Source organism: Pseudomonas sp. WS 5146 (genome assembly GCF_012985495.1).
Lineage (GTDB): Bacteria > Pseudomonadota > Gammaproteobacteria > Pseudomonadales > Pseudomonadaceae > Aquipseudomonas > Aquipseudomonas edaphica.
Genome location: NZ_JAAQWL010000009.1, coordinates 241,651 through 255,387, shown reverse-complemented (window position 1 = coordinate 255,387; position 13,737 = coordinate 241,651). Strand labels below are relative to the sequence as shown.

The 13,737-nt window shown below is 60.6% G+C and carries 14 protein-coding genes; 8 read left to right on the top strand and 6 right to left on the bottom strand.

The genetic code is table 11. The features are described from left to right. Positions 1–4 precede the first annotated feature (4 nt). Positions 5–1,588, bottom strand: a complete 1,584-nt coding sequence (gene tssA, locus HBO41_RS22445) for a type VI secretion system protein TssA (protein WP_169987830.1) — start codon at positions 1,586–1,588, stop codon at positions 5–7. A gap of 479 nt (positions 1,589–2,067) precedes the next feature. On the opposite strand from tssA, the gene HBO41_RS22440 reads away from it, so the two are divergent. After that, positions 2,068–2,583 carry an Hcp family type VI secretion system effector gene (locus HBO41_RS22440; RefSeq protein ID WP_017136833.1) on the top strand — a complete coding sequence of 172 codons (516 nt, stop codon included), beginning with the start codon at positions 2,068–2,070 and terminating at the stop codon, positions 2,581–2,583. Positions 2,584–2,636: 53 nt separating this feature from the next. Here HBO41_RS22440 and HBO41_RS22435 read toward each other — a convergent pair whose 3' ends face one another. Further along, positions 2,637–3,458 carry an aldo/keto reductase gene (locus HBO41_RS22435; RefSeq protein WP_169987779.1) on the bottom strand — a complete coding sequence of 274 codons (822 nt, stop codon included), beginning with the start codon at positions 3,456–3,458 and terminating at the stop codon, positions 2,637–2,639. A 106-nt stretch (positions 3,459–3,564) separates the two neighbouring features. Here HBO41_RS22435 and HBO41_RS22430 point away from each other — a divergent pair, with 106 nt between their 5' ends. Beyond that, positions 3,565–4,059 carry a DUF1543 domain-containing protein gene (locus tag HBO41_RS22430; RefSeq protein WP_099547817.1) on the top strand — a complete coding sequence of 165 codons (495 nt, stop codon included), beginning with the start codon at positions 3,565–3,567 and terminating at the stop codon, positions 4,057–4,059. Between the two features lie 4 nt (positions 4,060–4,063). Here HBO41_RS22430 and HBO41_RS22425 read toward each other — a convergent pair whose 3' ends face one another. Continuing rightward, complete coding sequence (locus tag HBO41_RS22425; protein ID WP_099547816.1) at positions 4,064–4,609, bottom strand: GNAT family N-acetyltransferase; 546 nt, start codon at positions 4,607–4,609, stop codon at positions 4,064–4,066. 122 nt (positions 4,610–4,731) lie between these two features. Between HBO41_RS22425 and HBO41_RS22420 the strand changes: the two genes are divergently transcribed. Continuing rightward, entirely contained in the window at positions 4,732–5,409 is a 678-nt protein-coding gene (locus HBO41_RS22420; RefSeq protein WP_017136837.1) for a bifunctional 2-polyprenyl-6-hydroxyphenol methylase/3-demethylubiquinol 3-O-methyltransferase UbiG, read from the top strand. A 3-nt stretch (positions 5,410–5,412) separates the two neighbouring features. Here HBO41_RS22420 and HBO41_RS22415 read toward each other — a convergent pair whose 3' ends face one another. After that, the gene (locus HBO41_RS22415) at positions 5,413–6,624 is read right to left on the bottom strand and encodes a YgcG family protein (protein WP_169987776.1); all 1,212 of its coding nucleotides are present in this window, start codon (positions 6,622–6,624) and stop codon (positions 5,413–5,415) included. A gap of 127 nt (positions 6,625–6,751) precedes the next feature. Here HBO41_RS22415 and HBO41_RS22410 point away from each other — a divergent pair, with 127 nt between their 5' ends. Then, positions 6,752–7,567: an alpha/beta fold hydrolase gene (locus HBO41_RS22410; RefSeq protein WP_017136839.1), complete on the top strand. Its 816-nt coding sequence runs from the start codon at positions 6,752–6,754 to the stop codon at positions 7,565–7,567. Further along, a complete protein-coding gene (locus HBO41_RS22405; protein WP_169987773.1) occupies positions 7,557–8,690 on the top strand; it encodes a PAS domain-containing sensor histidine kinase in 1,134 nt (377 codons plus the stop codon). Before HBO41_RS22410 ends, HBO41_RS22405 begins: the two co-directional genes overlap by 11 nt. On the opposite strand, the gene dapF is transcribed toward HBO41_RS22405, so the two are convergent. Further along, on the bottom strand, positions 8,687–9,490 hold the full coding sequence (gene dapF / locus HBO41_RS22400) for a diaminopimelate epimerase (RefSeq protein ID WP_169987771.1): 804 nt from the start codon (positions 9,488–9,490) through the stop codon (positions 8,687–8,689). The two genes, HBO41_RS22405 and dapF, sit on opposite strands and share 4 nt — an antisense overlap. Positions 9,491–9,594: 104 nt before the next feature. Between dapF and HBO41_RS22395 the strand changes: the two genes are divergently transcribed. Together HBO41_RS22395 and HBO41_RS22390 are read left to right on the top strand one after the other, a co-directional pair. After that, positions 9,595–10,623 carry an alginate lyase family protein gene (locus HBO41_RS22395; protein ID WP_169987769.1) on the top strand — a complete coding sequence of 343 codons (1,029 nt, stop codon included), beginning with the start codon at positions 9,595–9,597 and terminating at the stop codon, positions 10,621–10,623. A gap of 42 nt (positions 10,624–10,665) precedes the next feature. Next, positions 10,666–11,226 carry an AAA family ATPase gene (locus HBO41_RS22390; RefSeq protein ID WP_017136843.1) on the top strand — a complete coding sequence of 187 codons (561 nt, stop codon included), beginning with the start codon at positions 10,666–10,668 and terminating at the stop codon, positions 11,224–11,226. Between the two features lie 150 nt (positions 11,227–11,376). Here HBO41_RS22390 and HBO41_RS22385 read toward each other — a convergent pair whose 3' ends face one another. Continuing rightward, positions 11,377–12,960 carry a murein L,D-transpeptidase gene (locus HBO41_RS22385; protein WP_169987768.1) on the bottom strand — a complete coding sequence of 528 codons (1,584 nt, stop codon included), beginning with the start codon at positions 12,958–12,960 and terminating at the stop codon, positions 11,377–11,379. A gap of 41 nt (positions 12,961–13,001) precedes the next feature. Here HBO41_RS22385 and HBO41_RS22380 point away from each other — a divergent pair, with 41 nt between their 5' ends. Continuing rightward, the gene (locus HBO41_RS22380; protein ID WP_017136845.1) at positions 13,002–13,715 is read left to right on the top strand and encodes a murein L,D-transpeptidase catalytic domain family protein; all 714 of its coding nucleotides are present in this window, start codon (positions 13,002–13,004) and stop codon (positions 13,713–13,715) included. Positions 13,716–13,737 lie beyond the last annotated feature (22 nt).

Sequence of the window (13,737 nt, the reverse complement as noted above, 5' to 3'; positions counted from 1 at the left end):
AAGCCTATTCAAGTACCGCTTCAACATCGAAGTGGCAGAGCCTTCGGTGGGTAGTTTCCTTACGCTCGCGTATGGCCTGGCTTTGCGGCAAAAGCTCGCAACAGCGATACAAAAGCTGCGCAACCTGCAGTGCCAGTTCCGGCTCCCAGCGATCCAGACCGGCGCGCTGAAGCTCGTGGTCCAAGTCTTCCAGCTGCACCTTCGCCAGCGCTTGCTTGCCTGCCGATACGCACAACCGCGCCAGTGCCAGACGCCAATGAAAACGCGCGCGCTCGCTGCGTGCGGTGTGCATGCCCTGCTTGAGTTCGCGTATTGCCTCCTTGAGCCCGTCCTTACGCAACCTGGGCATGACCTCTTGCAAGGCCGCTTCCCAGGGTTCGGCGTTGGCATCCACAACCACGCCGGACGGCGCAGGCGGCTGCAAGTGTCGAGCGACCTGAAGCGTGATCCAGTCCCGGGTGGCGGTATCGGCAAACGGCGCACCGTCGTGAAATTTGAATTCGGGCAGGTCTGGCAAACGTTTCAATAACAGCGCGAAGCTGACTTCCAGTTCGGTCTTAGCCAGATCGGCCTGCAAGGCGTCAAGGCATTCCCAGACCATGCGCAAGCCGTCAAACCAGAACAACGCACCCGCCAGGCTGGCCTCAAGTTCAAGCAACAGGTCGCCGTAATGCCCTTGGGCAAAACGCTCCCGGTAGCGCTTGAGCTTGTCAGGCGTCGGGCCACGAAGCACCGTGAGCCGGTCACTGTCAGCGTCCGGGTAGGTGTTGAGTGCCAGCCAGGTCAGTGTCCGGTTAAGCCGCAAGGCGCGCAGGTCGGTCGCATCCTGGCGCAGCCACCAGTTGCACAAGTGCCGGCCATGTTCCTGTAAGGCGCGCAGTGATTTGTGGGCTTCTTTTTCACTGGCTATCGTCTGGTTACCCGTTTTGTCGTGACCCGTTGCCGACTCGGGGATCAGCAGCCGCGTCGTCGCCTGCTTGACCTGAGCAGTCACACGCGCCGAACCGGCTTCTGACAGCTCCACTTCTACGGCCTGCTCCAAGCGCTGCGTCAATTGCCTGCGCAGCGGCAATAACGTCGGTGCCTCATCACTCAAATGCGCAGACCAAAGCTCATCGAGGTGCGTCAGGTGCTCAAGCATGCGGCGAAACAATGGCTGCTGGTCCTTGAGCGAAAAGCTTTGTGCAAATACCTGCTCCAGGCGTAGCGCCAACCAGCCCAGTGCTGCGCCACGGGTACGTAATTTTGCCGGATAGACAACCGCCCAATGGTGCTCGCATAAATGACGTATCAACCCGAGGCCCGCCACCAGCCCCGGCAAGGATTCACGCTGGTACAGCGCCCAAGTCAACCAGGCCGCCACCCGCAGATCCTTGGTGTGCTGACGCAGCAGGCACTCGCTGATGTGCATGGCCTCCTGCCAGTCCGGCTGGGTGCTGACATGTATCGATTGCACTTTGCCAAGCTCGGACTCCAAGGCCTCATATTCACTTGAAAAGCGCATATCGCTGCCTGCAAAGTTACCCTGCGAACAGGGCGCCAAGGCAAGTTCAAGATAATATCCACACAAAGCGCCTGAATAATCCATTTTGGGCCGCACACCATTTAAAACAATTAAATTCTGCACACCTGAAGCACACTCAGGCGCAAAAAACACGATTATAAAAACCTCGCCACTCTCTCCACGAAGTTCGCAAACACTAGCCGGACAAATAACATCCGGCAAGTGTCAAATCGGCACTTAAGGATTTTCCTACAACCCCCTAAATCATTGGCGTGCGCACCATTTTGCGCAGCAAAACCAGCACGCCATGCTCAATTAACCCTCTCCTCCAATAAGCACACGAAAAAACTAGACGAGCAAATTAATGCACACTTCTGCGCAACCAATTTCATTTAAATCGGATTAAAACATCCACCTCCTTAATGAAATCAAGCTCAATAACAAGCAACCCCCTGCTTTTACTGGGCTTGTTAATTTCAGGCACGCTTCTTGTTATAGGAACTTGCCCAGCCGGCACAACTGCCGCTGGGCACTACTTCAACCATCAGGCAAGGAAACCCGTCATGCCAACACCCGCATACCTTTCGATCACCGGTGTCAAACAAGGACTGATTACGGCAGGCACGTTTACCCAGGACTCGGTAGGCAACATTTATCAGGAGGGCCACGAAGACCAGATCCTGGTCCAGGCTTTTTCGCATCAAGTGATCATTCCCCGTGACCCGCAATCCGGCCAGCCAACCGGCCAAAGGGTTCACAAACCGCTGATGATCAGCAAGGTCTTCGATAAATCATCGCCCCTGCTGTTCAGCGCGCTGACCAGTGGCGAAGAAGTCAAATGCCAACTGCAATGGTTCCGCACCTCCTCGGCCGGCACCCAGGAGCACTATTTCACCATCGAGCTTGAGGGTGCGACCATCGTGGACATCCAGTCACGCATGCCCAACTGCCAGGCACCGGAAAACGCGCACTTCACGCATTTGGAAGATGTGCATTTCACCTATCGCAAGATCATCTGGACGCACGAAGTGGCAGGTACTTCCGGCTCGGACGACTGGCGTAGCCCGGTCGCCGGCTAACCCTGGGTGACGCAGAAACGCCGGCCATGGACGGCAGCGTTTCTGCACGCTTGCTACACCATTGACAGTGGATGCTTGCGCTTGGGTGCACCGAACACGCGGTCGATCGCATCCAGATCGTGCTCATCCAGCACCAGTTTCGCGGCACTTGCGTTTAGCCGCACATGCTCGGGGCTCACCGCCTTGGGAATGGCAATCACACCCTCCTGACGCAGTACCCAGGCCAGGGCGATCTGTGCGGGTGTGGCCTCATGTCGGTGGGCAATTTGCTTGAGCGTCGGGCTGGACAGCAGTTCACCGCCCTGGGCGATTGGGCAGTACGCCATCAGTGGCAAATGGTGCTGTTGCCACCATGGCAACAGGTCGAACTCGATACCCCGCTCTTCGATGTTGTAGAGCACTTGGTTGGTGGCACACGCGGGGGATGCAAGTTCCTGCAGGTCGGCGACGTCGAAGTTGGAAACACCCCAACGACCGATCTTGCCTGCCTCGCGCAGACGTTCGAACGCTTCGACGGTTTCTTCGAGCGGGTACTGGCCGCGCCAGTGCAACAGGTACAGGTCGATATAATCAGTGCCCAGCCGCTGAAGGCTGGCGTCACAGGCACGCGGCACGCCCTTGTGGCTGGCATTGTGAGGGTAGATTTTACTGACCAGGAACACTTGGTCGCGCTTGCCACGAATGGCCTCGCCTACCACCTTTTCGGCGCCACCTTCGCCGTACATTTCAGCGGTGTCGATCAGGCTCATGCCCTCGTCGATACCCAATTGCAACGCGGCGACTTCAGCTTTGCGCAGGTCCGGGTTTTCACCCATACGCCAGGTACCTTGGCCGATGACAGGCACGGGAATACCGGCCAGATCAATGGTGCGCATAACAACCTCCTGATGAGTTGGCGAATTAACAGTGTGGCACTGACCGGACAAAAGGGTTCAATCGAAGTATGGTTAGCCTTTACCCAATCACCAGGCAGGACCTGTAATGCTGTTTGTTGTCATGCTCGGGGGCAAGCACCCAAGGGCCAAAATCGAAGTTCACGATGTGGTGTTCGCAGTGGCTGACACGCTGAAAGCCACCTACCCGCAATTGCGCGACGGCTGGTTCGGCAGCCCCAAGGGCATGCATATCGACGCCTGGATGGCCGTCGATGGCGTAGACGGCTGGAAAGTCGAACTCAGCCAAATGGCGCCGCCTGCAGGTGCCCATCACCTGTACTTCATCAACCTGGGTGGTTATGAAGCCAAGGTGTTCGGCGAGGCCCACCATTACTTACTGGTGGTGGCTCGCGACAAACAGGAAGCCAAGCGCAAGGGCCAGCAGCAGCTATTGCAGCACTGGTCGCAGGCCCATACCGATGGCGTGATGGATATTGACGACTGCCTGCCTATCGATCTGGTGGACGGTCGCTACGTTCACCTGGCGCCAGGCGCGCACCAGCCGGTCATCCAGCAGAACGACTACATCACCCTGCCCTGAGCCTTTACGTGCAGGGCGCCAAGGCTTTGCCAAACAAACGATTGCCATGGGTTTCCCCTTGGAAGGTATAGGTCGGCGAACCCAGCACCGCGTACCCCCGTCGGGGGTAAAAACCCAGTGCGCGTTCATTGCCCACCCACACGGTTGCCCACACGAAAGACGCCCCGCCCATCACCGCGCGCTGTTCTGCCGCCTGCAGCAACCGATAGCCAATTCCCTGGCCGGTAAATCGCTCCTGGATGTAGAGGCGCTGCAACTCGGCGGCATCTGATGCTGTGATCATCGAATGAGTGGCGTGGAGTTTGATCTGGGCAAAGCCAACAAGGTGGCCATTCGACTCAGCCACCACCAGCGAGAGACCGGGTTGTATCAGCAGTTGGGTGATGGTCTGCGGCGCAAAGGCTTGCAGCGCCTCTCTGGCAATCGAGGCGCGGATACCTTGGGTCGCGTAAGTATCGAGAAACACCTGCATACCGAGCACGCCGATGCATAAGGCGTCCTCGGCAGTGGCATCCCGAACAGTAATGGGCGGCGGGTTGATAACAGGCATTGAGTCTCCGTACTCAAGGGGTGCAGGGATCAACGTTTTACCACGAATGCAGCCAACAGCAATTGCCTCTACCGATGGGCCGCAGTAGGGTTTACGCCTCGCCCAATCTGCAGGAGCCCGCCATGAGCTTTTTTTCCGACCCTGATGCCGTCGCCCGCTACGCCGAAGGCCCTGTGCGTCTGGTACCGGGCTTCGATGGCTTGCAACGGATGACCATCCTGCTGCTGCGTGAAACTGTTCCAGCGACCGGCAGCGTGTTGGTATTGGGCGCCGGGGGCGGCCTGGAGCTAAAACGGTTTGCCGACGCCGAGCCAGGCTGGCGCTTTACAGGCGTCGACCCGTCGGCCGAGATGCTGAAGTTGGCGCAGGCGACACTGGGCCCTTTAAATGAGCGCGTGCAGTTGCACGAGGGTTATATCGATACCGCCCCATTGGGTCCCTTTGACGGCGCCACCTGCTTGCTGACCTTGCACTTCATTCCAGAAGAGGAACGCCTGCAAACCCTCAAGGCCTTGTGGCAACGGTTGCTACCCGGAGCACCGCTGATCGTGGCGCACCACAGTTTCCCCCAGGCACCGCAGGAAAAAAGCCGCTGGTTGAAGCGTTACGCCGCGTTTGCGGTGGACTCGGGCGTGCCGGCCGAGGATGCAGAGCGCGCGATTACCGCGATCAGCGCCAAATTGCCGGTACTGTCACCCGCACAAGATGCAGCCTTGATGGTTGAAGCCGGGTTCGAAGGCGTGGAGCTGTTCTACGCCGGCTTCAGTTTCAAAGGATGGGTAGGTTATAAACCGCGCTAGCGCTTACCAACTACCAGATGCCCCACCGCCACCACTGGAACCACCGCCTCCGGACGAACTGCTGCTTGAACTGGAGCTTGAACCCGAGCTGCCTGAGCTTGAGCCAGACCCGCCGCCCGAACCCGAGCCGCCATCGGAAATACTCTGCAAAAACACTATAAACGCCACCACCGAAGCGGCGGGTATGGCGATGATCCAGCCTTGATAACCGTGCCCCAGCAGTAACCCGACTGCCACATACACCGCTACCACCGCCGCCACCCGCACGAAGAAGAAGCGCGGGCTATTCTTCCAGGATTGGTGGATAACGAAAAACAGTCCCATATACAACGCCAGCACCAACGCGCAGCCAAACGGCCACACCAGCCAATGGACGAAGTTGACGGCCACGAAATGGTCGACCACCAGCAGCCCGGCAACGTAGGCCAGCACCCCAATCACGCAATAAAACACGGTGCGCGCCAGCCATAAGGCGCCGAAAGTCGCGCCGCCAATCAGCAGGGTCAGCGGCAACACCAGCAGGTACATCGGCCAGTCGCGACCGCCCCCATACAGCGTCAACAGTACCGTAACCGCCACGGTGGCGATTAACGCCGGGCGCCACGGCAGCTTGCCGGCGGCGATCAGCACACCGCCGACGCCTCCCAAGATAAACGCCAACAGCACCGCAATGGCCTGCGGGTTGACCTCAGGCCCCACGGGCTTGGGCAGGTCGCCGCCGTCTACCAGTACGCCCAGGTCATCGACAGCCTGTTGAATCCCACCCGCATAGTCGCCCTGGCGAAACGCCGGGGTGAGGTGTTCTTCAATGATGCGATGAGCCAGCAGGTCGGTGACCGTGCCTTCCAGGCCGTAACCTACTTCGATACGCACGGTGTGGTCGTTTTTAGCCACCACCAGCAGGATGCCGTCATTGACGTCCTTGCGCCCCAGTTTCCAGGCACGGAACAGTTGGTTGGCAAAGTCTTCGATGGTTGCGCCGCCGGTGGTGGGCACCAGCAGCACGGCAACCTGGGCGCCTTTGCGCTGTTCGAGGGCGGCGAGTTGAGCCTTCAAGCGCTCGGTTGTGCCGTTATCCAACGTATTGGTGAGGTCGATCACCCGTTGATCGAGGGCGACCTTGATCGGCGAAGTGTCCGCCTGGGCACTGGTCAACAGGCCGATAAACACCAGCGCCAGCAGACTCAAGACGGATTGGCGCAAATACAGCCGCATGTTTTGTTACCTGAAGTTTCTTCGAGGAGGCGTCGACTTTACCTTATAGACGTATAACGCGTGACCCCACGCCCGCGACTATCTAAACTGCCCACACATATAGCAATGCGCCATAGCTGAGAACCCCATGAACCTAAAGCACCGCAACAACGTCAGTGTGATGGGCAACGGCACGGCGACCTTGGTGTTCTCCCACGGTTTCGGCTGCAACCAGGCCATGTGGAATTATATGACGCCGCACTTTACCGAGCGTTTTCGCGTCGTGATGTATGACTTGGTGGGGGCTGGCCTGTCGGACCTCAGCGCATTCGACAAGACCAAATATGCCGCGCTGGGCGGTTATGCCCGCGATTTAAACGAGATTATCGACGCTTTCGCCAGCGGCCCGGTGATCCTGGTCAGCCATTCGGTCAGCGCGATGATCGCCACCCTCGCCGACCGCCTGGCACCAGGCCGTATCGCCGCCCATGTGATGATCGGCCCGTCGCCACGCTATATCGACGACGTGGGCTACGTCGGCGGCTTCAAGCGCAGCGATATCGATGACCTGCTTGACACGCTCGACAGCAACTACCTGGGCTGGTCCAGCACCATGGCCCCCGTGATCATGGGCGCCCCCGAGCAACCGGCGTTGAGTGCCGAGCTGAGCGACAGTTTCTGCCGTACCGAACCGGACATCGCCAAGCAATTTGCGCGGGTGACCTTTATGTCGGACAACCGTAAGGACGTGATCGGCCTGACCACGCCCGTGCTGATCCTGCAATCACGTGACGACCTGATTGCACCCGTGGCGGTGGGCGAATACCTGCACAGCGTGCTGCCCAACAGCACCTATTGCCTGGTCGATAATGTCGGCCATTGCCCGCATATGAGCGCGCCCGAGGCCTGCACGAGGGCGATGGACAACTTCCTGGCGCCATGGGCCATGGCTGATGTCGGCTGATCTGTTCGACAGCGCCGCCTGTGCCCTGGCGGTGACGGCTGAAGACGGCACGATCCTGCGCGCCAACACGCTGCTCGGCCAATGGCTGGGGCTGCGCAGTGCCGAGCTGTGCGGGCGGCGGTTTCAGGATTTGCTGACCATGGGCGGGCGAATATTCCACCAGACCCACCTGACGCCGATGCTGCGCATGCGTGGCAGCGTCAGCGAAGTCAAACTCGACTTGGTGCACCACGACGGCCACAAAGTGACCGTACTGCTCAACGCCAGCGCCCGCGAACAGGCTGGCGCATTGGTACACGACCTGGCGCTGTTCGGTACCACCGACCGCGACAAGTACGAGCGCGAGCTGCTCAATGCGCGCAAGCTTGCCGAAGCCTTGTTGCAGGAACGCACCAGCACCGAATTGGCGCTGCATCAGGCCCAGGCGGAACTGAGCGAAGCCTATGCCATCGCCCAGCGCCGCGCGTTGTTTGCCGAGCAGATGGTGGCGATCGTCAGCCATGACTTGAAAAACCCACTGACCGCCATCCGCATGGCCACCGACATGCTTGCACGCAGCGAGCGCACGCCCAGGGAGCATCAGTTGCTGGGCCATATCGGCCAGTCCTCCGAGCGCGCCCAGCGAATGATTGCCGACCTGCTGGATTTCACCCAGGCCCGGGTCGGCCACGGGATCAGCATCAAGACCACACCCCTGGACCTGCACGGCGTGATCCGGCACGCCGTGGATGAACTGCGCGTGGCCTTTCCCAAGGCCACGTTAAAGCACCAGGCCGATGGTATAGGCCAAGCGTGCCTGGATGCCGACCGGGTGCAGCAGATCATTGGTAACCTGGTGGCCAACAGCGTGGCCTATGGCGACTTGTTGATGCCAATTACCATCACCTCACGCTTGGGCGAAGGTGGCTGCCAAGTGGCCGTGCATAACCACGGTGCCGCGATCCCGCAAACGCTGCTGGCCGGGCTGTTCGAGCCCATGACCCGAGGCACCGACCAGGGCAGCGAGGTGCGTAGCGTGGGGTTGGGCCTGTATATCGTGCGTGAACTGGCCAGGGCGCACGGTGGAGACGTGGCGGTGAGTTCCTGCGTCAACGAGGGCACGACCTTTACCGTAACGCTTTAAAGCAGGTACGCCGTGCCCTGCATGATCGGCTCGACACGGCCGGTCAACACCACACCGCCCTGCCCGTCCCACTGCACAGTGACCGTGCCACCGTCGCATTGCACCTGAACCGTGGCGTCCAGCAACCCGCGCCGAATCCCATTGACCACCGCGCCACAGCAGCAGGAGCCGGAACCCAGCGACACACCCCCGCCGCGCTCCCAGATACGCAGGCGGATGTGGCTGCGGTCCAGCACCTGCACAAAATGCACATTGGTGTTGGCCGGGAACAGCGGATGGGTTTCCAGCGCCGGGCCCACGGCCGCCACGTCGATGGTGCTGATGTCGTCGATAAAATACGTGCAATGCGGGTTACCCATGCTGCAGGCGGCAGGCGCGCCATCGATGGGCAAGGTGCGGGTGTCCAGCGCGTCAGCCAGTGGTACGCCAGACCAGTCCAGCGAGGGCGCGCCCATGTCCACCGACACTTGCTGGCCGGCGGCCCGCACGCACGTCAGCAAGCCTCGATCCGTGCGCAATACAATGGCGTCGCGACCGGTCTCATGCATCAAGCGGTCGGCCACGCCGCGGGTGGCGCTGCCGCAGGTTTGCAGCGGCGTACCGTTGGGGTTCCAGAACTTGATGCGGGCCAGGGCGTCTTCGCAGTCGAGCACCACCGCCAGTTGGTTGAAGCCGATACCGGTGTGGCGGTTGCCCAGCCGCCGGGCGACCTGCGCAGTGATCGGGTCGTCCAGGCCACGGCGGTCGATGATGATGAAATCGTCGCCATGGGCATGCATCTTCACAAAGGGCAAGGTCATGGGCGGTCCTCGGTCGAGATCAGCCTGCAAGCATACGGGAGTTTCATCCAAGCCGTTTCAGCCGCGTGCTAGCGTTGGCACATCCTTATCCAACAGAACCGTCCATGAACAAAACCACCCTTGCCTTTACCTTGCTGCTGGCCGCGTTGCCCGCGGTGACGATGGCTGCAAGCCTTTGCCAGCCTGCGTCGGCAAACCCGGCAGCCCACGCCCTGCTGGCCGCCGCCCAACGGCATTTGGCCGACCAGCCTGCGCCGTTGCCGCAGGTGCACACCGAAGGCACCCTGCCAAACCATGGCATTCGCGAGCAAAGCCTGGTTGCCGAACAGGACTGGCCGCTGATGCGCCAGGCGGCGCTGGCCTGGCGCATCAGCGGTGACCCGCGTTACCTCAGGCAAGTCGACGACTACCTCGCCGCCTGGGCCGATGTCTACCAGCCGGATTTCAACCCCATCGACGAAACCAATCTCGACATGCTGATCACGGCCTATGCGCTTACCGCCGACCACCTGCGTCTGGAAACCCGCGCCGCCAGCCGCCGTTTGATCAGCAAGCTGGGCAATGGCTACATCGCGCATATCGAACAATTCCACGGCCAGAAAAAAGGCACCCAGACCAATAACTGGCAGAGCCACCGCATCAAGTTGGTGACCCTCGCCGCCGCCGCACTCAACGACCAGGCCATGCTTGAGCACGCTCATCAACTGTTTAAACAGCAAGTGGCCGATAACATCCTGCCTGACGGTTCGGTCACCGACTTCCAGGACCGCGACGCCCTGCATTACGTGGTCTACGACCTTGAACCGCTGGTGCAGACCGCACTGGCGGCCAAGGCCTACGGCGGCGACTGGCTGAACCTCAAGAGCAATGGTGCGTCGCTGGGCGCCGCCCTCGACTGGCTGGTGCCTTACGCCACTGGGCAACGCAGCCACCAGGAGTTCGTGCACACCCACGTTCAGTTCGACAAAGACCGTGCCACAGTAGGCGAAGCCGGTTACAGCGGCACCTGGGATGCCAAAAGCAGCGCGACGCTGTTCTGGCTGGCGGCGCAACTGGATAAACGCTACTTGCCCGTGGCCACACAACTGGCGGCCCACCCGGCCGATTGGATCAGCGCCTGCTATTTGAAGTAAGCGCGGCTAGACTGGCCGGGCGCCCTATTCAAAGGATTGACCATGCTTATTGTATTCAGCGGCCTGCCCGGCACCGGCAAGACCACGATTGCCAGCGAACTGGCACGTCGGATAAACGCGGTTTACCTGCGTATTGATGTGATTGAGCAGGCGCTTCGGGATGCAAACGTACTGACCGGTGATGTGGGCGCCAGCGGTTATGGCGTGGCGAATGCGCTGGCATTGAGTAATTTGAGAATGGGGCAGACGGTGATTGCCGACTGTGTGAACCCGCTGAAGGAGAGCCGGGAGGCGTGGCAGGCCGTGGCGGCGACAGCGGGCGTCGAGATGCTTGATATTGAGGTGGTTTGCTCTGACCTGCTGGAACATCAGCGCCGGGTGGAGGGCCGCACGGGCGATATTGCCGGGTTGGTGCCGCCCTCCTGGCAGTCCGTTTCAGTACATGAATATGAGGCGTGGGCTGAGACGCCACTGACTGTCGACACTGCAAGTGTGACAGCCGCCGAGGCCGTCGAAGTGATCCTGGCACACATCACCCCTGTCGCGAGCGGGCTTACCGTGGCGAGCAGGCTTGCCCTGCGTTGGGCTGCGAAGCGGCCCTAGTACAGTCACCGCGTTTTATCAGAGACACATAAGCGTCTGGTTTTGGGGCTGCTACGCAGCCCAACGCAGGGCAAGCCTGCTCGCCACAACAGCCCCGTCTGCCACAACAAACCAGCTAGCCACAACAAGCCCGTCTGCCACAGTGAGTTTTTAGAGCACCGCTCCCATCGCCTTCACCAACACCGGGTCACGCCCATAAATATCCGGCGAGTACACCAACCCGCCCTGGCGATCGACTTCCACTGTCCAGTAACCCAACAGCACCGGCACCGGCGTGGCCAGCCTGAATTCATGGGTTGTGCCGGTGGCCAGCAATTCTTCGGTGCGCGTGCGTTCGGCCGGGGTTACCAGCAGGTCGCGCAGCATCATCGGCTGCTCAACCCGCACGCAGCCCGAACTGAATGCCCGTGGGCCTTTGGTAAACAGCGGCTGGCTCGGCGTGTCGTGCAAGTAAACGGAATAGGGGTTAGGGAAGCGCATCACGATGCGGCCCAGCGGGTTGCGCGGGCCGGCCTCCTGGCGCAGCAGAATGTTGCCGGGGTGCGACCAATCCACCTGGTCGGCCGTCAATGGGCGGCCCTGGGCGTCGAGCACTTGCAGGTTTTGCTGGCGCAGGTATTCGGGGTTGAGGCGGATGGCCGGGAGTTTGTCCTCACGCATGATCGTCGGCGGGATGGTCCACGTGGGGTTGAGGGTAAGCCGGGTAATGCGCGACTTGAGCAGCGGCGTCTGGCGTTCGGCACGCCCCACTTGCAGGCGGGTTTGCCACACCGGGATGCCGCTCTGGTAAACACTCAATTGCGCAGCCGCGACGTTAACCACGACACCTTCGGGTTCCAGGTCCTGAGCCAGCCAACGAAAACGTTCGAGGTTGATGCGCAACTGATCGCGGCGCATCGCCGGGCTGATATTGAGTTCGGCCACAGTACCCGTGCCTATCACACCGTCGGCCTGCAACGAGTGGCTGAGCTGGAAGGCCTTGACCGCCTTGACCAACTCGTCACGGTACTGCCGGCTGTTGCCCGTCGGCGCCTTGGCGAGATAACCACCGCTATATAAGCGCCGCGCCAGGTCGGGCACGCGCGGGTCCTCCATGCCTGGCTTGAGCAGCGGCCCGGTGGCGACCGGGTCCCAATGGGGCAACGGCTGCAGGCGCACAGTGGCGTAGGTATTGCGCAAGCTGCGGTACAGGTCGGCACTGGGGCGCGCCTGATCAAAGGCTTGCGCCATGTCTTGCAGGCCGGTGGTGGCAAAAGCCAGCAATTGGGTATTGGGGTCGAGGGTGGGTGGCTGGGAATGCCACAGCGGCTCGAAACGCGACTGTTGCAGGCGCCCGTAATGCAAATCCTGCAGGGCTTGCAGGTATTGCCGGCTGCTGCCGATATCGCTGCACAGCACGTTACCCGTGGCATCCACGGTAGGCAGGCTATAGTGGGTGGGGTCCAGGCCATCGTCGGCCAGCATCAGCAACTGAGATTGCAGAGTGTGGCGGCGCTCATCGGACCACAGCGTCACATTGCCCTGTTGCTGGTAGAACGCCTGCAAGCGCGCTTGGGTCGTTGCGTCTATCTGCGCGGCAAGGTTGGGGCAAACGCTGGGCAGTTCAGAAAGGGCCAACTGCACCGGGCTGGTCGAAACCACCGGCACAGCGTCCACCGGCAGCTCATCAGCTGTCGCGACCAGTGGTGCAACGAGCAGGCAAATGCTCAAGTAACATGCGTGTTTTTTGAACAATTGACTTAACTCCAATCCACAGCGGGGGGGATGTACTGTAGATGCTGACTTTAATATGCCGCGCCGGCTTGATCGCCATGACCCTGGCTACGCTGAGCAATGTTACGCTCGCCGCCACTGCCAACCCTCCTACTTTGTATAGCAGCCTGGCGCGCTCGGCTCCAGAACTCAATCCCACTGTACTGAAAAGCGCCCTGAGCGCGGTGCAATGCGCGGTCAATAACGGCGAGGAACGCTCGGATCGCCTGGCCGTCATTGACTACTCCCAGCCCTCTACCGCCCGTCGGCTGTGGATCTTCGACCTACGCAAGAGGTCCCTGGTACTGCGCGACCTGGTGGCCCATGGTGCCAAATCCGGGGAAAACTTTGCCACGCAATTCTCCAATCGGGAAGGCAGCCACCAATCCAGCCTGGGTTTGTTCCGCACCCAGGAGAGTTACTTGGGCACCCACGGCTACTCGTTGCGCATGGACGGCCTGGAGCCGGGCTTCAATGACCAGGCCCGCGACCGCGCACTGGTGATTCATGCAGCCGACTACGTCAACCCGGCGTGGAGCAAGCGCGAAGGCCGAATCGGCCGCAGCCAGGGTTGCCCGGCCGTGCGCCCGCAAGTAGCGCGCCAGGTGGTAGACAAACTCAAGGATGGGCAGTTCATGTTCTCCTGGTACCCGGACCAGCGCTGGCTGAAGTCGTCGACGTATCTCAACTGCAAACCCCAACAGGTGGCGAGTAGTCGTACAATCCGTGGTGGTTAGCCTGTCCCCACAGATAAAAGAG